At 45.5% G+C, this 18,479-nt stretch carries 19 protein-coding genes; 3 read left to right on the top strand and 16 right to left on the bottom strand.

Going from position 1 to position 18,479, the window contains the following annotated elements:
* Window positions 1-59 precede the first annotated feature (59 nt).
* The 7 genes from rlmM to pomA all read right to left on the bottom strand — a co-directional run bounded on the left by rlmM (window position 60) and on the right by pomA (window position 7,223).
* Window positions 60-1,151, bottom strand: a complete 1,092-nt coding sequence (rlmM, locus tag AB6E78_RS03175) for a 23S rRNA (cytidine(2498)-2'-O)-methyltransferase RlmM (RefSeq protein WP_017070491.1) — start codon at window positions 1,149-1,151, stop codon at window positions 60-62.
* Window positions 1,148-1,546 (bottom strand): DUF423 domain-containing protein, encoded by a 399-nt coding sequence (locus AB6E78_RS03170; protein WP_102319950.1) that lies wholly within the window; start codon window positions 1,544-1,546, stop codon window positions 1,148-1,150. The genes rlmM and AB6E78_RS03170 overlap by 4 nt, the downstream gene beginning before the upstream one ends.
* Entirely contained in the window at window positions 1,536-2,159 is a 624-nt protein-coding gene (locus AB6E78_RS03165) for an alpha/beta fold hydrolase (protein WP_171732497.1), read from the bottom strand. The genes AB6E78_RS03170 and AB6E78_RS03165 overlap by 11 nt, the downstream gene beginning before the upstream one ends.
* Window positions 2,152-3,060 (bottom strand): transcriptional regulator GcvA, encoded by a 909-nt coding sequence (locus AB6E78_RS03160; RefSeq protein ID WP_017063339.1) that lies wholly within the window; start codon window positions 3,058-3,060, stop codon window positions 2,152-2,154. The genes AB6E78_RS03165 and AB6E78_RS03160 overlap by 8 nt, the downstream gene beginning before the upstream one ends.
* A 671-nt stretch (window positions 3,061-3,731) precedes the next feature.
* On the bottom strand, window positions 3,732-5,180 hold the full coding sequence (gene thiI / locus AB6E78_RS03155) for a tRNA uracil 4-sulfurtransferase ThiI (RefSeq protein WP_017060776.1): 1,449 nt from the start codon (window positions 5,178-5,180) through the stop codon (window positions 3,732-3,734).
* 318 nt (window positions 5,181-5,498) lie between these two features.
* On the bottom strand, window positions 5,499-6,446 hold the full coding sequence (locus AB6E78_RS03150; protein ID WP_017060777.1) for a flagellar motor protein MotB: 948 nt from the start codon (window positions 6,444-6,446) through the stop codon (window positions 5,499-5,501).
* Between the two features lie 12 nt (window positions 6,447-6,458).
* Window positions 6,459-7,223: a flagellar motor protein PomA gene (gene pomA / locus AB6E78_RS03145; RefSeq protein ID WP_017060778.1), complete on the bottom strand. Its 765-nt coding sequence runs from the start codon at window positions 7,221-7,223 to the stop codon at window positions 6,459-6,461.
* Between the two features lie 297 nt (window positions 7,224-7,520).
* Here pomA and xseB point away from each other — a divergent pair, with 297 nt between their 5' ends.
* Genes xseB through dxs form a run of 3 tightly spaced genes read left to right on the top strand, consistent with a single transcriptional unit; the run spans window position 7,521 to window position 10,573 of the window.
* Window positions 7,521-7,763, top strand: a complete 243-nt coding sequence (gene xseB, locus AB6E78_RS03140; RefSeq protein WP_004734405.1) for an exodeoxyribonuclease VII small subunit — start codon at window positions 7,521-7,523, stop codon at window positions 7,761-7,763.
* Window positions 7,764-7,783: 20 nt separating this feature from the next.
* Window positions 7,784-8,668: a (2E,6E)-farnesyl diphosphate synthase gene (gene ispA / locus AB6E78_RS03135; RefSeq protein ID WP_012604642.1), complete on the top strand. Its 885-nt coding sequence runs from the start codon at window positions 7,784-7,786 to the stop codon at window positions 8,666-8,668.
* 21 nt (window positions 8,669-8,689) lie between these two features.
* Window positions 8,690-10,573, top strand: coding sequence for a 1-deoxy-D-xylulose-5-phosphate synthase (dxs, locus tag AB6E78_RS03130; RefSeq protein WP_372132575.1), 1,884 nt, complete (start codon window positions 8,690-8,692; stop codon window positions 10,571-10,573).
* Window positions 10,574-10,708: 135 nt separating this feature from the next.
* On the opposite strand, the gene pgpA is transcribed toward dxs, so the two are convergent.
* The 9 genes from pgpA to AB6E78_RS03085 form a co-directional block, all read right to left on the bottom strand.
* The gene (gene pgpA, locus AB6E78_RS03125; RefSeq protein ID WP_017060782.1) at window positions 10,709-11,215 is read right to left on the bottom strand and encodes a phosphatidylglycerophosphatase A; all 507 of its coding nucleotides are present in this window, start codon (window positions 11,213-11,215) and stop codon (window positions 10,709-10,711) included.
* Window positions 11,215-12,189: a thiamine-phosphate kinase gene (gene thiL / locus AB6E78_RS03120; protein WP_017066823.1), complete on the bottom strand. Its 975-nt coding sequence runs from the start codon at window positions 12,187-12,189 to the stop codon at window positions 11,215-11,217. Before thiL ends, pgpA begins: the two co-directional genes overlap by 1 nt.
* A gap of 114 nt (window positions 12,190-12,303) precedes the next feature.
* Window positions 12,304-12,771: a transcription antitermination factor NusB gene (gene nusB, locus AB6E78_RS03115; RefSeq protein ID WP_004734399.1), complete on the bottom strand. Its 468-nt coding sequence runs from the start codon at window positions 12,769-12,771 to the stop codon at window positions 12,304-12,306.
* Window positions 12,771-13,241 carry a 6,7-dimethyl-8-ribityllumazine synthase gene (ribE, locus tag AB6E78_RS03110; protein WP_004741508.1) on the bottom strand — a complete coding sequence of 157 codons (471 nt, stop codon included), beginning with the start codon at window positions 13,239-13,241 and terminating at the stop codon, window positions 12,771-12,773. The genes nusB and ribE overlap by 1 nt, the downstream gene beginning before the upstream one ends.
* A 295-nt stretch (window positions 13,242-13,536) precedes the next feature.
* Entirely contained in the window at window positions 13,537-14,646 is a 1,110-nt protein-coding gene (gene ribBA / locus AB6E78_RS03105) for a bifunctional 3,4-dihydroxy-2-butanone-4-phosphate synthase/GTP cyclohydrolase II (protein ID WP_017060784.1), read from the bottom strand.
* A gap of 108 nt (window positions 14,647-14,754) precedes the next feature.
* A complete protein-coding gene (locus AB6E78_RS03100; RefSeq protein ID WP_010436361.1) occupies window positions 14,755-15,411 on the bottom strand; it encodes a riboflavin synthase in 657 nt (218 codons plus the stop codon).
* Window positions 15,412-15,480: 69 nt separating this feature from the next.
* A complete protein-coding gene (gene ribD / locus AB6E78_RS03095) occupies window positions 15,481-16,560 on the bottom strand; it encodes a bifunctional diaminohydroxyphosphoribosylaminopyrimidine deaminase/5-amino-6-(5-phosphoribosylamino)uracil reductase RibD (protein WP_017060785.1) in 1,080 nt (359 codons plus the stop codon).
* Between the two features lie 40 nt (window positions 16,561-16,600).
* On the bottom strand, window positions 16,601-17,050 hold the full coding sequence (gene nrdR / locus AB6E78_RS03090; protein ID WP_004734394.1) for a transcriptional regulator NrdR: 450 nt from the start codon (window positions 17,048-17,050) through the stop codon (window positions 16,601-16,603).
* 156 nt (window positions 17,051-17,206) lie between these two features.
* Window positions 17,207-18,457: a glutamate-5-semialdehyde dehydrogenase gene (locus AB6E78_RS03085; protein WP_017060786.1), complete on the bottom strand. Its 1,251-nt coding sequence runs from the start codon at window positions 18,455-18,457 to the stop codon at window positions 17,207-17,209.
* Window positions 18,458-18,479 lie beyond the last annotated feature (22 nt).

Here is an 18,479-nt window from a genome sequence, read left to right as displayed (position 1 = left end):
TGATACAAAAAATGCCCCTTAAAGGAGCATTTTTTATCACTGACACACTAACGTAAATATTAGTGCGGTGAGATGTTTGAAAGCGCCTGAATGTGGACCGTGATCTCTTCGCGATCGTGGTAAAGGTGCTTAGCCTGCATCTTGAACTTCACTTTGTTCTCAATCAGGAACACTTTTAGGTTCTCGATATCTTGCAGTACTTCATCGTAACGGCCTTTCATAGGCAGTTTAAGGTTGAACAGTGCTTCTTTCGCCCAGCCTTTGATGATCCACTCACCCATAAGGTGAGCAACACGAGCTGGCTTCTCAACCATGTCACAGATAATCCAAGTTACGTTCTTACGGTCTGGTTCAAACTTAAAGCCATCCACCATGTGGTGCTTAATTTGACCTGTTTCCATTAGGCTGTCTGCCATCATGCCGTTATCAACACAGTGAACGAACATCGAGCGCTTAACCAATTGGTAAGTCCAACCACCTGGACATGCACCTAAATCAACACCCCACATACCTGGAGCCAAACGCTCGTCCCACTCATCACGAGGGATGAATACGTGGAATGCTTCTTCTAGCTTCAATGTAGAACGGCTTGGCGCATCTGATGGGAACTTCAGACGAGGGATACCCATAAAGAACTGGGAGTTGTTCGTTGGGTAAGAGTAACCAACAAAACAGTGGCCCGGAGCGATGAAGCATAAATGAAGCACAGGCTTCTTAGCGTTATCTTTCGCTGTCATCAGGCCTTTACCACGCATCGCTTGACGCATCGGCACGGTAAATTTACGGCAGAACTTCAAAAGCTCTTTTGCTTCGTTAGTATCTGGCGTTTCAATACGGATATCACCACAACGAGGGAAACCTTCTTTCTCAGAAAGCGCCTCAAGAATTGGAGAAATACGGTCATCGGTTGGCAGGTCTTTAATTTCAACAGCCACTGCCAACATTTGACGAGCAAAGATCAGTGATTGGAAATCGATCTCTTTGATCAACTTGTCCGCTTCACCTGCTTGGTAACATTCAAACAATACAAAACCTGTATTGTTCTTTAGGCGAGGAAAACCAAACACTTCCAGTTGTGTTGCCTTGTCTTGAATTTCGCCAGCACATTCTTTTTCAAAACCAGAGCGACAATAAAGTAGTACGTGTTTCACTGAGTTACCTCTTTTATATTCAAAGCAGCGAAGGAGAAGACTCCCCAACCAATGATAAATAGTAGACCACCAAACGGTGTTATAGGGCCAAACCATTTTATTCCTGTCAGTGCTAAGCCATAAAGGCTGCCACTAAAACAAAGGATGCCGATGATAAAGCAAATTGCCGCAATGAAAAAATATTTTTGTGATTTAGCGCCAAGTTTCATCTGCAGCAGAGCGCCACACGCCAATATCGCTAGAGTATGGATAAATTGGTACTGAACACCCGTCTCAAACACGCCTAGCAGATATTCAGACAAGATAGCTTTCAAACCGTGAGCTGCAAAGGCGCCAAGCATCACAGCAACCGCACCAGAGATGCCAGCAAACGTGAGTAAATACTTACTTCTCATTGAGTACCTCTTTGATAAACGCTGATAACTTCTCAACGGTTAACGCAATATTCTGCTGCTCGGTGTAACCAGAACTCTTACGAGGTTTAAAGCTGTGGTCGCCATCGGGAATAAATTCAACACGAATAGAATCAGACAGATCAAAATCAGCAAACTCTTCACGCTTACCAAAGGTATCGCGCTCACCTTGTAAAATGAGGCATGGCTTTGCTAACTCAGCCAGATGCTCACCTTTGTATTTCTCGGGTTTACCTGGTGGGTGGAAAGGAAAGCCTAAACACGCCATTGCGGCCACCTTATCAAGTTCAGACAAATGGCTCGCCATACGTCCTCCCATCGACTTACCGCCAATCACAAGCTTATCGGCATCTACCTGTCCGATAATATCTTGGTAAGCTTCGAGCAGTTTAGGGGCTCGATCAGGTGGACGACGCTTACCATCTTCAGCACGTTTGATCATGTAAGGGAAATTAAAACGAATCACTCGTATCCCTTTAAACGCCAACCCTTTTGCTACCGACTGCATGAACTCATGATCCATACCTGCGCCAGCACCATGTGCAAAGATAAAGGTTATTGGGTTGTCTTCACCATCAATGATGAGGTTATTCATCAAGTAAGTCCTCTTGTTCACTTTGCGCTTTCGCCAACATCCAATCACGGAAAGTCGCAATACGCCCCATGTCAGCTTGTTTCTCATGACACACTACATAGAAGGCGTTCTTACTTACCAACACTTCATCAAAAGGTGCAATCAAACGACCTGCTTCGATTTCAGGTTGCGCCAACACATTATTACCCAAAGCAATACCTTGCCCGTGAGCGGCCGCCTGCAATACCATGGTTGAGTGACTGAAGATAGGGCCATGATTAACGTTTACCCCATCAATACCATTTTGCTTAGCAAACTGTTTCCAATCCTTTCGAGATGTATCATGCAGTAGCGTATGACATGCCAAATCACTGAGAGATTCTAAAGGTTTAGCTCCTAGCAGCACGGAAGGTGAGCAAAGAGGGATCAAGTATTCTTGGTAAAGTTTATCGGCTCTGAGCCCCGACCAATTCCCTCGGCCATAATAGATAGCGACGTCTACATCATCGGTTAGCGAGCCTTCATCCATATCAACGGCTTTGATTCTTACATCAATATCAGGCTCTTGCTGATTAAAGTCAGCGAGCCTTGGTACCAACCATTGAATAGCAAAACTCGGCGGTAAACTGATGGTCAATGCGCCCTTCTCACTTCGCTCCAGCACTTTGTCTGTCGCTTCTGCTAGTGATGTGAAAATATCTTTGATATCTAAGAAGTAGCTTTGACCTTCTTCAGTTAGCAGCAAAGAGCGGTTTCTTCGGCGAAACAGCTTCAAAGATAAGAATTCTTCAAGCGCTTTGATCTGATGACTGACTGCCGCTTGAGTAACAAACAACTCTTCTGCAGCACGCGTAAAACTCAAGTGTCGAGCTGCAGCTTCAAACACTCTTAGCGAGTTTAATGGGGGTAATCGACGAGACATAGTTACTCTCTAAATAAGCATTAGTTTTTTTTATCTGAAACATTATAATTTGTCCATTGCCTAGCAGCCAGAGAAATTCTATATTTCATCCCGCAGCAGCTAGCCTGAACGGCTTGATTCTCTCTAGAATCAATTGGCTTAGCTCCTGCGATGTTGTGTTTGCAAACTCGTTCTTTTCGAGTTGGGTAGAGTTCTACCAAATGTTTTGTTGCAGTTTATACTGAAACGAGGCATGTACTTCCTGTATTTATTTTGACCTGTCTGTCAAATTTGTTTACACCGCCTTATGGGCGGTGTTTTTTTATGTGCAAAGAAATGTAACAACAAGTTTATCAATAGCTGTGCTAATTAATCTTTATTATTTTTCATCGCCAATCACAGAATCAGACACCCACTCAAATAATCAACTGAACACATACAAATAGCACCATTGAGTTGCACTAAAAAGTAACAGAATACTTCAAGATACTCACACTTCTTCGGTACTTATAAACCCGTTTAGAACACACTCTTTCTATCAATCAAAAATTTCAAAGCTGAGCATGACGATAGCACGCCCAAACTCACGCCTCTGTCTGACTACTGTAAATCATTCACAATAGAAAATAAAAAAGCCGCTTACTTTTCAGTAAGCGGCTTTGCAAAATGATTAACGGTTGGTCAATACACCACTACGGGCGGTAAACCTTAACGTTATGGAAGCCTTGCTCTTGTAGGTAAAGCGCCTGTAGACGGCTCATTACACCACGGTCACAGTACAGCAAGTACTCTTTCGCTTGGTCTAGGTCGCCAAACTGAGTCGAAAGCTTGAAGAATGGGATGTGTTTAATTTCAACACCCTCAATCTCTAGTGGGCTTTCGTCTTCTTCTTCTGGGCTACGGATATCAAGAACGATAGCGTGCTCAGCAACAGCTTGAACTTGTTCAACTTCAGGCGCTTGCTCTTGGCTCTCTTTCTCGATGTCACGGATATCCATAACACGAGCGTTCTCGATCACTTGATCCAGCACTTCAAAGTTAAACTTAGCTTCTTCTGCTTCCAGTTTACCTTTCTTCGCTTTCACTGTTGGTTTCTTAGAGATAACACCACAGTACTCAGGCATTACTTTAGCGAAGTCTTCAGTACCGATGATACGAGAAAGGTCAATGATGTCTTCTTTGTCCCAGTTGATAAGCGGACGAAGAATCAAAGTATCTGTCACGTTGTCGATGTGGCGAAGGTTAGTTAGCGTTTGGCTAGAAACCTGACCAAGTGCTTCACCCGTTACTAGAGCTTCAATACCGAAGCGCTCTGCAACCATACCACCAGCACGCATAAACATACGCTTAAGAACAACGCCCATTTGGCCGTCTTCTACGTTCTCAAGAATTTCAGCAACTACTGGTTCGAAGTCTACAGAAATGAACTTCACTTTTGCAGATGAGCCGTATTTATTCCATAGGTAGTGAGCTACTTGCTTAACGCCAATCTCATGCGCTGGGCCACCAAGGTTGAAGAAACAGTAGTGAACCTTAGAGCCACGTTTGATGTGCAGGTAGCTTGAAACACCAGAATCAAAGCCGCCAGAGATCAAGCTCAGTAGATCTTCTTGAGTACCAAGAGGGAAGCCACCGAGGCCTTTGTGACGAGCTAGAACTTGGTTTAGCTTGTCGTTAGCCACTTCAACCTTAACGGTTACATCAGGGTTCTTAAGTCGAACTTTCGCTGACTCAACTGCTTGGTTTAGACCGCCGCCTACGTAGCGCTCAAGTTCAATAGAGGTAAAGTCATGCTTACCACGACGCTTAGCACGTACAGAGAAAGTCTTGCCTTCAATGTCAGCACGGCTGCGTTCTAGTACTTGCTCGTAAATATCGTGCAAGTCTTTGAATTCAGACTGTTGAACTTCAAGAGAGTGGTGAATACCTGGAGTGTGAGTCAGAGCCTCTAACACTTCTGCGTAGTACTGGTCACTCTCAGACGTCACTTCAATATGATCGCGACGGTTGAATACCGCAACACTTTCACAGCGACGTTGAATAACGTTACGAATGTTGCACTCTAGAATCCTTGTGAAGCGCTTACGCACCGATTCACTTTTTACAAAAATTTCCGGATGGGGCTTAACAATAAATTTCATAGTACTTTCACAACATTAATGTTCAAAATTTTGAAAACGCTCATCGCCAAGTAAATTAGAAAATTTACACAGCACTTGAAGCAAGAATAGATCATATCTAAATCTAAGGGCGCGAATTATACATGAGAAAGTGAAGCAAGGAAAAGAGTGCTTGCTGTAACACCATCATTAAACCGCTTGTTATTAACAGTAGCAGGTTTCGAAACGACATAAATGCCGCAGAGAGAACCATTGAAGACCAGCAAACAAAAAGCCCAACCTCATTATAAGGTTGGGCTTTCGATGCTATCTGCATGCTACCGTGTGTACACGTATCGGCTATTCATTAATAACAGGCACTTCGTCACTGTAAAGCGGCTCGCCCTGCATGATGCTGATTTCAACGCGGCGGTTGAGGCTACGTTGCCATTCAGTATCGTTCGGCTCGACTGGCTCGGTATCCGCCATGCCGCGTACTCTCAAGCGTTGATGAGAGAAACCACGCACCTTTTCCATCTCTTGAGCAACAGACACTGCTCGCTGTGATGACAAGTCCCAATTAGATCGATAAAGCTCGGAATCAAGACGTTGATTATCGGTGTGCCCTGAGATTCGAACGATACCCGGAACATCTTTCACCAACTCAGCAACCTGTCTCACCAAAGGTCGGAACTTAGGCTGTAGGAAAGCAGAACCCGATGGGAATGCACCCTTCTCACGAATTCGAATCACAATCTGCTGGCCAAGGTTTTCAACTTCAATCGCGCCTTGGTCTATCTCTCGCTCCAACGCCTTCTTGATGCTTTCCATCAAGGTTTCCATCTCTTGCGATTGAGCTTCAGCTTGTTGTTGCTGTTGGTCTGACTCAGAGTTTTGATTGTCGTGAGTCGAAACCTCTGGCGACTTGCCTCCGGTCATCTTGCCTTGATCACGCATGGTACCGCCAGCACGCTCAGATTCACCTTCATGAAACTCAAGCGTTTGCTGCGTAATATCAATCGTCTGCTGCATGATCACATCAATCGGTGTCGGCTCTGGACGACCAGGTCGAAACTCTTGTGCAATGATGCTGGTGCCTTTAGGAATGTCTTTCACTTCCAAGCGGTTTTGTACACCAAACGCAAATTTCATCGAGCCAGCGATCTGTTTGAACTTCAGTACGTCCATCTCAGAGAATGAGAGCAGCAGTACGAAGAAACACATCAGCAGTGACATCAAGTCAGCAAATGTCCCCATCCATTGAGGCAATCCCGGAGGAGGACATTTACATGGATTTTCTTCATCCATCTTCAACTCCTCTTACGCAGGTTCACCATCAATCGTACGCTTACCTTCGTTTAGGTAGCTCTTCAGGTAACCATCGATTACTCGTGGGTTCTGACCATCTTGAATCGCGAGTACGCCATCCATAACCAAACGACGGTTGAGTGTCTCTTGGTCACGACGCAGCGCAAGCTTGTCGGCAATTGGGAAGAACACCATGTTCGAAAGAATCGCACCATATAGGGTGGTTAAAAGTGCCACCGCCATCGCAGGGCCGATCGCTTTTGGATCATCCATGTTAGAAAGCATGGCAACCAAGCCAACCAAGGTACCAATCATACCCATCGCGGGTGCTACATCACCAAATGCAGAGAACACCTTCGCGCCCTGCTCATGACGCTCTGTGGTTAATGCGATGTCTTTTTGCAGTGCAGCACGAACTACATCTCCATCATGGCCATCCACCAAAAGATCGATGCCCTTTTGCATGAAACTGTTGTTAATTTCCATCTCTTCCAGTGCTAAAAAACCACCTTTACGAGCCGCATCAGCCATCTCTACAACTTTCGCAATAAGATCTTCAGGCTCATCCGCTTTAAACATAAAAGCTTTGCCGGCAATCTTAGTCGCGCCAAAGAACTGTCCCATGGTGAACTTCATCAGAACAACAAACGTTGAACCACCAACCACGATCAATATGGATGTCGTGTCATAGAACATCCCGAGGCTTCCACCTAGGATCATTGCCATGATTACAAAGGCAAATCCACCAATCAAACCTATTAGGGTTGCTAAATCCACTGAGCACTCCTCATGCTTTTTTGTAGCTCTATGTCGACGATAATCTTTTTATCGGCAAGACTATAAGATCTTTTAGTAAATTCTTGGCCTAAGTATCACACTTTTGCTTTTTGTATCACAACTATTACCCGCTTCCCCGTTCTCGAGCAGTCATAAACTCGATCAAGGTGAGGTTATTAGATGAAAGTGGCTTCAAGCCCCTTAAAAACGAACTTTCTAGCAAAATTTCTTGGTTACATTTGACCATCTCAGCGGCCTAGGGTAACGTTCGTTCATCTTTCCAAACGCAGATTTATTATGGCTACTAAGAAACCTGAAAATATGAGCTTTGAAGCGGCTATCGAAGAGCTTGATGGCTTGGTTGATCAACTAGAAAATGGTGATCTAGCTTTAGATGATGCGCTGAAAAAGTTCGAACGAGGCATATCCCTCGCTCGTGCTGGTCAAAGTAAACTAAACGACGCTGAACAGCGTGTTAGCATCCTGCTGCAAAATGACGAAAATGCAGAACTGAGTGACTTTAACCCACAACCTGAATAACAAATTGTATGAGATCCCCTATGATCGAGACGTTATTGTCTTATCAAGCACGTAATAACGAGCAACTGAACCTTTGGCTTGACCGCCTGCCACACCAAAATCAGAACCTAATCAACGCGATGCGTTATGGGTTACTTTTAGGCGGCAAACGCGCACGTCCGTTTCTTGTCTACATTACAGGGGAAATGCTCGGTTGCACCGCGGAAGAACTCGACACTCCAGCTTCAGCAATCGAATGTATTCATGCCTACTCTCTGATTCACGACGACCTTCCAGCAATGGACGACGACGAATTGCGTCGTGGCCATCAGACTTGTCACATCAAATACGATGAAGCAACGGCAATTTTAACTGGCGATGCACTACAAACTCTCGCGTTTACTATACTTGCGGAAGGCACATTAAGTGCTGACGGGGAAAGCAATCGCGTTCGAATGATTCAACGCCTAGCAGAAGCGTCTGGTGCACAAGGTATGTGTATTGGACAAGCACTTGATATTGAAGCTGAAAACCGCTCTGTCACGCTAGAAGAGTTAGAAGAAGTTCACCGTAACAAGACTGGCGCTCTAATGAAGAGTGCGATTCGTTTAGGTGCTCTTGCTGCTGGCGAAAAAGCGTTTGAAGTGATGCCTCAATTAGATAAGTACGCCGATGCAATCGGGTTAGCCTTCCAAGTTCAGGATGATATTTTAGATATCATTAGCGATACCGAAACTTTGGGTAAACCACAGGGCTCTGACCAAGATTTGAACAAAAGCACCTACCCTTCTTTGTTAGGTTTAGAGGGCGCTCAAGAAAAAGCGCAAACTCTGCTACAGGAAGCGCTTCAAGCTTTGGCTGCAATCCCATACAATACCCAGTTACTCGAAGAGTTCGCCCGATACGTCATCGAGCGCAAGAACTAAGACAATAAGCGCGCATTACCTATGACTCTTGATATATCAAAGTACCCAACTCTTGCTTTGGCTGATAAGCCAGAGGATTTGCGTCTACTTCCAAAAGAGACGCTTACACAGCTTTGTGATGAATTACGTACCTATCTTCTTAACTCAGTGAGCCAGTCAAGTGGTCACTTAGCATCAGGCTTAGGTACAGTAGAGCTAACAGTTGCTCTGCACTATGTGTACAACACGCCTTTCGACCAGTTGGTTTGGGATGTTGGCCACCAAGCATACCCACATAAGATTCTTACTGGCCGTCGTGACCGCTTGTCGACTATCCGTCAAAAAGATGGACTTCATCCATTTCCATGGCGTCAAGAGAGCGAATACGACACGCTTTCTGTTGGTCACTCTTCAACATCGATCAGTGCCGGACTCGGTATGGCGATCAGTGCGAAGAAAGAAGGCAAGAATCGTAAAGTCGTCAGTGTGATTGGTGATGGCGCGATTACCGCAGGTATGGCCTTCGAAGCGATGAACCACGCGGGTGATATTCACAATGACATGCTGGTTATCCTTAACGATAACGAGATGTCGATCTCTGAAAACGTCGGCGCTCTGAACAACCATCTAGCTCAAGTTCTTTCTGGCAGTCTTTACACGTCAATTCGTGAGGGTGGCAAGAAAGTGCTATCGGGCGTTCCGCCGATTAAAGAGCTCGTTCGTCGTACAGAAGAGCATCTAAAAGGCATGGTTGTTCCTGGCACCATGTTTGAAGAGTTAGGCTTTAACTACATTGGTCCAATTGATGGTCACGATGTCAATGAGCTGATTAAAACGCTGAAGAACATGAGAGATCTAAAAGGTCCTCAGTTCCTGCATATCATGACGAAGAAAGGTAAAGGCTACGAGCCAGCTGAGAAAGATCCAATTGGCTACCATGGCGTACCTAAATTCGATCCTGCACATTCAAGTCTGCCTAAGAGCACCAGCTCTAAACCAACTTTCTCTAAGATTTTTGGCGACTTCCTGTGTGATATGGCCGCTCAAGATCCTAAGCTAATGGCGATCACGCCTGCAATGCGTGAAGGTTCTGGTATGGTGCGTTTCTCGAAAGAGTACCCAGAACAATACTTCGACGTAGCAATTGCTGAGCAGCATGCTGTGACCCTAGCAACGGGTATGGCGATTGCGGGTGATAAGCCGATTGTCGCTATCTACTCGACGTTCCTACAACGTGGCTACGATCAACTGATCCACGATGTGGCTATCATGGACTTACCGGTCATGTTCGCTATTGACCGTGCAGGTCTTGTCGGTGCTGATGGTCAAACACACCAAGGTGCGTTCGACTTAAGCTTTATGCGTTGTATTCCAAACATGGTGATCATGGCGCCAAGCGACGAAAACGAATGTCGCCAAATGCTTTACACTGGCCACCAGCATACAGGTCCAAGTGCCGTTCGTTACCCTCGCGGTAATGGTATGGGTACTGAGATACAAAATAAATTTACCGCGCTTGAGATTGGTAAAGGTCGTATCGTTCGCGAAAGCGAAAAAACAAAAGATGGCTCGAAAGTCGCTATCTTAAGCTTTGGTACTTTCCTTGAGAGTGCACTTCAAGCCGCTGACGTCATCGATGCGACAGTTGCAGATATGCGCTTTGTGAAACCACTCGATGAAGCTCTGATCAAACAACTTGCTGCTGACCACGATGTACTGGTAACTATCGAAGAGAATGCGATTGCAGGTGGTGCGGGCGCAGGTGTGATTGAATTCTTGATGCAAGAAAAACTACTGATGCCAGTATTGAACCTTGGCCTACCAGACAAGTTTATTGCTCAAGGTACTCAAGGTGAGCTGCATGAAGAGCTTGGCTTAGATGCGAAAGGGATTGAGAAGTCTATCACTGACTATCTTGCCAAGTAGCTTTAATACGTAAGCTCGTAAGCTCGTAAGCTCGTAAGCTCCGCAAACAAAAAAGGTTGGCCCTAGGGTCAACCTTTTTAGTATCTGCTAATTAGTTTGGTGTATCGCCAACTAAACCTTAGCCCTTCAGTTAACTCACACTAACCAACCAGCGAAATGTGCCACGGCATACAACGAAATAGCCGCCATAATACCCGCTACAATATCGTCAATCATGATACCCAAGCCGCCGTGAATTCGTGCATCTAACCAACCAATCGGCCATGGTTTCACCATGTCAAAGAAGCGGAAAAGCACAAAACCAGTCAGCAGCCACTTCCAGTCATCAGCAGGGATATTCAGCATAGGCACTAAGCTCATGGTGATCCAAAAGCCCGCAAACTCATCCCAAACGATAGAACCGTGGTCATGCACGCCCATATCATCAGACGTTACTTGGCAGATCTTAATACCAATAATGCAGCTTACCACCACCACGGCAACGTAAGCAGGAAACGGTAGCTGAACCAACAATAGGTACAACGGAATTGACGCAAGCGTGCCCATTGTGCCGGGAATAATAGGCGATAAGCCACTGCCAAAACCCGTTGCTAAGAAATGCCAAGGATTTTTAAGAGAAATAAGAGAAAGTGGGTTTGTCATCAATTAACCTTAAAGTGATCGTAACCAGTTAAGTTCCAGCTTAGTGGTTCACCATTATTGTGTAATTCAAAATATTCTACAGGTCTTATCTGGCCAATGCAGGTGACTTTTGTACCAGTGTGTGACAAAGCACTTTCCAGCGACCCTTTATTCTCTTCTGGTACAGTAAAGCACAGTTCGTACTCTTCACCACTCGTTAGCGCATACTGCTGAGCTGAAGTGATATCAGGAGCGAACTGACGTAACTCTGGAGAGATAGGCAGCGTGCTTACATCAATACTCGCGCCAACTTGAGAACGCTTAAGGATATGTTTTAAATCAGCAATAACGCCATCAGAGATATCAATCGCAGATGAAGCAAGGTTCACTAGAGCCTGACCCGCTAACACTCGTGGGGCGCTCACATAATGTCTCTCTTCAAGCTCAGCAGCATAGGGCTTCGCTCTGTTCTGCTCAGGGTTAAGTAACACTTCTAAGCCAGCTTTGCTGTCACCTAGATTACCTGTTACGTAAATCCAGTCGCCCACTTTCGCGCCATCTCTGCGCAGCGCTCGTCCTTCAGGAACAAAGCCCTGTACCGTCAGTGTCAGGCTTAGTGGACCTTTGGTTGTGTCGCCACCAATTAACTGAATACCAAAGTAGTCTGCGAGTTTAAAAAAGGAGTCACAGAAGGGAGCAAGCCATGCTTCATCGATTTCAGGCATGGTTAAAGCAAAAGACACCCAAGCCGGCGTTGCGCCCATTGCAGCAAGGTCACTGATATTGGAAGCCAACGCTTTGTGTGCCACCCAAGCCGGATTCGCCTCAGCTAAGAAATGGGTACCAGCCACTAAGGTGTCCGTGCTGATCGCTATCTCAACATTGCCCGGCGCTTTGACCAAAGCACAATCATCGCCAGCAGCTAGAAGAACGTCTTTACGTTGTGGTTGTCGATTTACAAAATATTTTTCAATCAGGTTAAATTCGCCAGACATCACATGCCCTATCTTTAGTCTCATAAAAATCGCCGTAATCATGGATATTACAGAAATTTAGTTACAAAAAAGGCCAGCATAAAAGCTGACCTTTAGATTCAATATACGAACGTCTTATTTCTTACGAACGTGCGGTGCAGCTTTATCAAGCACACCGTTAACAAACTTATGGCTGTCTTCTGCTGCAAATACTTTTGCAAGCTCGATAGCTTCGTTGATAACCACTTTGTATGGTACATCTTCGCGACGAGTCATCTCGTACATAGCTAAACGTAGAAGCGCTAGTTCCATCAGATCCAGATCTTGCATAGGGCGAGATACGAATGGACGAAGCTTGCTATCAAGTTCCATGTGGCTAAGAGCAACACCAGTTAGTAGGTCGCGGAAGTATGCAACGTCTGTTTCTGGCATAGCAAGAGCAGGCTCTGCAGCATGATGCTCTTCTTCATCATACTTACCACCAGATAAGAACTGTTCTTCAACGGTAGCAATATTTTCTTTAGTAATTTGCCAAGAATAAATTGCTTGTAGAGCAAATTGACGTGCGTTACGACGTGCGGCTGGTTTCACACTGGCCCCCATTAGGAATCGATTTCAGAAAGAACGTTGATCATCTCAAGTGCGCTAAGTGCTGCTTCTGCACCCTTATTACCAGCCTTGGTTCCTGCGCGTTCAATAGCTTGATCGATCGTATCAACAGTAAGAACACCAAACGCTACTGGAAGAGAATATTCCAGAGACACTTGTGCCAAACCTTTATTACATTCACTACAAACATAGTCAAAGTGAGGTGTACCGCCACGAATTACTGTACCAAGAGATACAATCGCATCGAACTTACCTGTTTTTGCAACGCGCTGCGCTACAAGTGGAAGTTCTACTGCACCAGGGCAACGAACAACAGTGATGTTGTCTTCGCTTACTTGTCCATGACGCTTTAAAGTATCGATTGCACCAGAAAGTAAACTTTCGTTAATAAAACTGTTGAAACGAGCAATAACGATAGCAATTTTTGCATTTGGCGCTGGGAAGCCACCCTCGATCACTTTCATAAGCCTTCCTTTAACTATTTTCATCAAGTGAGAATCGCCGGATTCTAGCACAAAACTGTGAGCAATATCTAATGGTAATTTAGAAGAACAGACACCGGCAATGTAAAGATGATAATGCAGCGCTGATCCCAAGCATATAGGAACAGCGAGTAACCAAGTTTGTGTGTTGAACACGTTTTGAGTCGGACTTGGCTACTTTGCTCTTTTGGCAAGATTTATCACCAAAAGAGCCACTGAAATCATCGGTAAATTATGTTGCTACAAACGGAGAAACGTCTGCTTGCTAACGCATGGTTTATTCGCAAACGTACTCAACAACGTTAAGGCCAAAACCACCCAATGCGTGGTAACGCTTAGTACTTGAAGAAAGCAGACGCATATCGTGCACACCTAGATCTTGAAGAATCTGAGAACCGACACCAACACGACGCGAGGTACCCTGCTTCTTCGCCATAGTTGGCTGCTCGTTCTTGTCTTGCGCTTCGAATGTCTTCACTTTGTGAATCAAAGAATCAGACGACTCTTCGTTGCCAAGAATAACCAACACACCGCCTTCGTCGCCAATACGCTTCATCGCTTTATCTAGCGACCAGCTGCGTTCAGTACCACGGTCTGAATGAAGCAGATCGGTGAACGTGTCATGCAGGTGAACACGTACCAAAGGAGCACCTTCAGATAGGTCGCCTTTTTGCATCGCGTAGTGGATCTGGTTATCAATTGTATCGCGGTAAGTCACCAGCTCGAAATCACCAAACTCTGTTGGTAAATGGCATTGTGCTACACGCTCAATCGTTGTTTCTGTGTTGTTGCGGTATTCAATCAAGTCAGCAATCGTGCCTAGCTTGATGTCGTGTTTTTCAGCAAACACTTCAAGGTCAGGGCGACGAGCCATAGTACCGTCGTCGTTAAGGATCTCAACGATAACCGATGCTGGCTCGCAGCCTGCAAGACGTGCTAAATCACAACCTGCTTCTGTGTGTCCTGCGCGAGTCAGAACACCGCCATCTTGCGCTGTCAGTGGGAAAATATGACCAGGTTGAACAAGATCAGCCGCTTTCGCATCTTTCGCCACTGCCGCTTGAACCGTCACTGCACGGTCTGATGCAGAGATACCCGTTGTTACGCCCTCTGCCGCTTCAATCGAAACAGTAAAGTTAGTGGTGTACTGTGCGTTGTTATCTTGAACCATAGGCGCTAGACCCATGCGGTTTGAACGCTCTTTGGTTAGCGTCAGACAAATTAAACCACGGCCGTACATCGCCATGAAGTTAATCGCTTCTGGCGTCACATGTTCTGCTGCCATGATCAGATCGCCTTCATTTTCGCGATCTTCATCATCCATCAGGATAACCATTTTTCCTAGGCGAATGTCTTCAATAATTTCTTGAGGAGTACTAATTGGCATTGTTCTATATCCTTTGAAATGGTTCTGCTTCCTAGAACCGACACTATTTAAACCTGATGATATTGCTTCGCTTTACAAAGTCTCGCTTAACGCACTTTGTATCAACGGTTAGGCAAAACCATTCTGCTGTAAGAATTCCATCGTTAATCGAGATTCAGGCTCAGATTCTTGTTGCTGACCTTGCAGTAAACGCTCCATGTAACGTGCTAATACATCAACTTCTAGATTCACTTTACGACCGACATTGAATTGGTCGATGGTGGTTTCTGAAGAAGTATGAGGAACGATAGTCAGCTTGAATGCGTTCTTACGTAAATCGTTCACAGTCAGGCTAATGCCATCAACTGTTACTGAGCCTTTTTGAGCCACGTATTTTGAGATTTCTGCTGGCATTTCTACCCAGAATTCAATCGCACGGCCAACTTGGTTACGTTCAACAATCTCACCCACGCCATCAACGTGACCAGACACTATATGTCCACCGAAACGCGTGGTTGGTAACATTGCTTTCTCAAGGTTAACTTTATCGCCCGCTTGGTAATCGACAAAACCCGTTTTTTTCAGGGTCTCAAGCGAAAGATCTGCACTGTAGCTGTGGTCGTTATATTCAACAACTGTCAAACACACACCATTGGTAGCGATACTGTCGCCTAACTTAACGTCAGCCATATCAAGCTTACCAACATTAACCGTTACGGTGATGTCTTCTCCGCGGGGAGTGATTGCACTCAATGTACCTACGGCTTCTACAATTCCTGTAAACATTTTAAAACTCTTTTTGTTGTCAACGACACGTATGTAGTTGGAGTAACTATTTCCACTGTGGTTTCGTTACTATCTGTTTCGAAATACGGGTTTCGCAACGATGCGAATATCCACACCAACCTGCCGAACATCTTTAATTTCTAGGTCAATAACGTCAGACATTGAAGTGAGCCCTAATGCACCCATCAAACCTCGTCCGTCACTGCCCATAAGTTTAGGTGCTAAATAAAGGATTAGCTCATCCACCAGCTGCTCTTCAATCAAGCTTTTTGCCAATGTTGCGCCCGCTTCGACCCAAATATGGTCGATATGATTGGCAGGTAATTGACGCATCAGATCGTGCAAATCGAGCTGACCTGCATCTGTGGTTGCGACTTCAATATCAGCAGATGCTTCGGCAACTCTCAACACCGATGTTGGAGTCTGGAATAACTTGAGTTCAGGACGCAGTTGGTTTTGACGATCAAGAATCACGCGAATCGGCTGACGCAGCTCGTCTTCAGCGTAATGACCTTTGATACTGCTTGGCAACTCTGCCCAACGAACATTCAACGACGCGTTGTCTTCAATCACCGTCTGGCTAGTTGACAACACAGCGCCTGATTTTGCTCGGTAGTTCTGAACATCACGACGTGCTTCTGGCGATGTGATCCACTGGCTTTGGCCATTTTCCAATGCCGTTTGCCCATCAAGGCTAGCGGCCATCTTTAACTGAACGAATGGCATGCCAGTTTGCATACGCTTGATAAATGCAGGGTTCAAGTCGAGAGCGTCTTGCTCTAGCAAACCGATTTCAACCTCAATACCCGCATCGCGTAGCATTTTGATACCACGACCTGCGACTTTTGGGTTTGGGTCCTGCATGGCACAAATCACTTTGGCTACTTGAGCCTTAATCAAACCTTCAGCACAAGGCGGCGTTCGACCGTAATGAGAACAAGGCTCTAGCGTGACATAAGCCGTCGCACCTTTTGCTTTGTCGCCTGCCATTCGCATGGCATGTACTTCAGCATGAGGTTCGCCAGCTTTGGCATGAAAACCTTCACCAACGATCTGACCGTCGGTTTGTACAATGACACAACCCACATTAGGGTTTGGCGCAGTAGTGTAAATGCCGCGTTTTGCTAACTGAATAGCACGCGACATCATTTGAAAATCTAGGGGAGTAAAGTTTGACATGATTGAGGAGTTAATCCTCTAATTTAGCGATTTCTTCGCCAAACTCTCGGATGTCTTCAAAGCTGCGGTAAACAGAGGCAAAACGAATGTACGCCACTTTATCCAATTCTTTCAATTGGCCCATCACAAGATTACCAATCATCTCGCTTGGTACTTCACGCTCACCAGTTGCACGGAGTTGTGACTTAATCGTACTGATCGCAAGTTCAATCGCGTCAGCACTCACTGGGCGTTTTTCTAGGGCGCGCTGTACACCACCCACCATTTTATCTTCATTAAATGGTTCGCGGTTTCCATTCGACTTTATGACTTTAGGCATCACAAGTTCTGCCGATTCGAACGTAGTAAAACGTTCACTACATGCAAGGCATTGACGGCGACGACGAACCTGATGGCCATCGGCTACCAGTCTTGAATCGATTACTTTAGTGTCGTTCTCTGAACAAAAAGGACAATGCATATCACCTCCAAATAATTGAATATCAGTGTAACGGAATTGCCAAACGTTAGGAAAGAAAAAGGGCCAATTAAGGCCCTTTTGTGTGGTGATTCATTGATTATTGCTACTCGACCGCCATTTCAAAAATGAGCTGAGGAGTAAAATTAACGACCAGCGTTAACCGCGGACTAAATAGTTCGCTTTACCTACCCATTTGTAGCTTGTCAGCTCTTCTAAGCCCATTGGGCCGCGAGCATGCAATTTCTGAGTAGACACGGCAACTTCAGCACCTAAACCAAACTGTGCTCCATCAGTGAAACGTGTTGATGCATTCACATAAACCGCTGCAGAACCAACAGAGTTAATGAAACGCTCTGAGCTCTCTAAGCTATTGGTCATGATCGCATCTGAATGACTCGCGTTGTGTACACGCATGTGGTCAATCGCTTCTGCCACATCCGCTACCACTTTCACGCCTAGCGTGTAGCTTAGCCATTCAGTGTCAAAGTCGCCTTCAACCGCATCACGTTGGTCTTCAAAACCCGCTAGCAGCGATTTTGCACTGGTATCAGCAACTAAGGTTACCTTGCCGGCTAAACGCTGTTTCAGCTTAGTTAGGAAAGCTTCAGCAACCGCTTCATGCACTAGCAGTGTATCTAACGAGTTACACGCCGATGGACGTTGAACTTTTGAGTTTTCGACCACATCGACAGATTTCTCAAGATCAGCGCTTTCATCAACGAAGATATGGCTGATACCAAAGCCGCCGATGATTACTGGGATGGTGCTGTTCTCTTTACACATCTTGTGCAGACCAGCGCCGCCACGAGGAATGATCATATCCACGTAGTCGTCCAGTTTAAGCAGTTGAGAAACGAGTTCACGATCAGGCTTCTCGATGTACTGAACAGAAGCGGCTGGAAGCTCCGCTTTCTCTAATGCAGACTGGATAACCTTAACCAGTTCCATGTTCGAGAAAAACGTCTCTTTACCACCACGTAGAATGCTTGCGTTACCTGTCTTCAGACACAGAGCTGCAATATCGATGGTTACGTTCGGACGCGCTTCATAGATAACACCCACCACACCAAGTGGCACGCGGCGGCGAGACAGTGACATACCGTTTTCTAGTACTTTGCTGTCAATTTCGCTGCCAACTGGGTCATTCAGGCTAATCACGTTACGAACATCGTTAGCGATACCGGTTAAGCGCTCTTCGTTAAGAAGTAGACGATCGAGCAGTGCGTCAGTTAAACCCGCTTCACGACCCAGTTCGATGTCTTTCGCGTTCGCTTCTAAAATCGTTGTTGCGTTTGCTTCTAGCTCATCAGCGATAATCGCCAATGCTTTATTCTTTTGCGCCGTAGATGCGGTCGCTAGGTGGAAAGCAGCGTCTTTTGCTGCGATACCCATGTTAGTTAAATCCACGTTTAACTCTCCCTAAATTCTG

The organism is Vibrio sp. 10N.247.310.98, from assembly GCF_041467395.1.
GTDB lineage: Bacteria > Pseudomonadota > Gammaproteobacteria > Enterobacterales > Vibrionaceae > Vibrio > Vibrio crassostreae_C.
This window is presented reverse-complemented; position numbering and strand designations above follow the sequence as displayed.

What these genes read in the sequence shown, in the direction of transcription:
- thiL (WP_017066823.1), bottom strand. Translation starts at nt 12,189, where the DNA reads ATGTCTGGCGAATTTAACCTGATTGAAAAATATTTTGTAAATCGACAA.
- ribBA (WP_017060784.1), bottom strand. Translation starts at nt 14,646, where the DNA reads ATGCCAATTAGTACTCCTCAAGAAATTATTGAAGACATTCGCCTAGGA.
- AB6E78_RS03160 (WP_017063339.1), bottom strand. Translation starts at nt 3,060, where the DNA reads ATGTCTCGTCGATTACCCCCATTAAACTCGCTAAGAGTGTTTGAAGCT.
- AB6E78_RS03100 (WP_010436361.1), bottom strand. Translation starts at nt 15,411, where the DNA reads ATGTTTACAGGAATTGTAGAAGCCGTAGGTACATTGAGTGCAATCACT.
- ribE (WP_004741508.1), bottom strand. Translation starts at nt 13,241, where the DNA reads ATGAAAGTGATCGAGGGTGGCTTCCCAGCGCCAAATGCAAAAATTGCT.
- xseB (WP_004734405.1), top strand. Translation starts at nt 7,521, where the DNA reads ATGGCTACTAAGAAACCTGAAAATATGAGCTTTGAAGCGGCTATCGAA.
- dxs (WP_372132575.1), top strand. Translation starts at nt 8,690, where the DNA reads ATGACTCTTGATATATCAAAGTACCCAACTCTTGCTTTGGCTGATAAG.
- nusB (WP_004734399.1), bottom strand. Translation starts at nt 12,771, where the DNA reads ATGGGGGCCAGTGTGAAACCAGCCGCACGTCGTAACGCACGTCAATTT.
- AB6E78_RS03150 (WP_017060777.1), bottom strand. Translation starts at nt 6,446, where the DNA reads ATGGATGAAGAAAATCCATGTAAATGTCCTCCTCCGGGATTGCCTCAA.
- pgpA (WP_017060782.1), bottom strand. Translation starts at nt 11,215, where the DNA reads ATGACAAACCCACTTTCTCTTATTTCTCTTAAAAATCCTTGGCATTTC.
- ribD (WP_017060785.1), bottom strand. Translation starts at nt 16,560, where the DNA reads ATGATGTCGCGTGCTATTCAGTTAGCAAAACGCGGCATTTACACTACT.
- ispA (WP_012604642.1), top strand. Translation starts at nt 7,784, where the DNA reads ATGATCGAGACGTTATTGTCTTATCAAGCACGTAATAACGAGCAACTG.
- AB6E78_RS03170 (WP_102319950.1), bottom strand. Translation starts at nt 1,546, where the DNA reads ATGAGAAGTAAGTATTTACTCACGTTTGCTGGCATCTCTGGTGCGGTT.
- AB6E78_RS03165 (WP_171732497.1), bottom strand. Translation starts at nt 2,159, where the DNA reads ATGAATAACCTCATCATTGATGGTGAAGACAACCCAATAACCTTTATC.
- thiI (WP_017060776.1), bottom strand. Translation starts at nt 5,180, where the DNA reads ATGAAATTTATTGTTAAGCCCCATCCGGAAATTTTTGTAAAAAGTGAA.
- nrdR (WP_004734394.1), bottom strand. Translation starts at nt 17,050, where the DNA reads ATGCATTGTCCTTTTTGTTCAGAGAACGACACTAAAGTAATCGATTCA.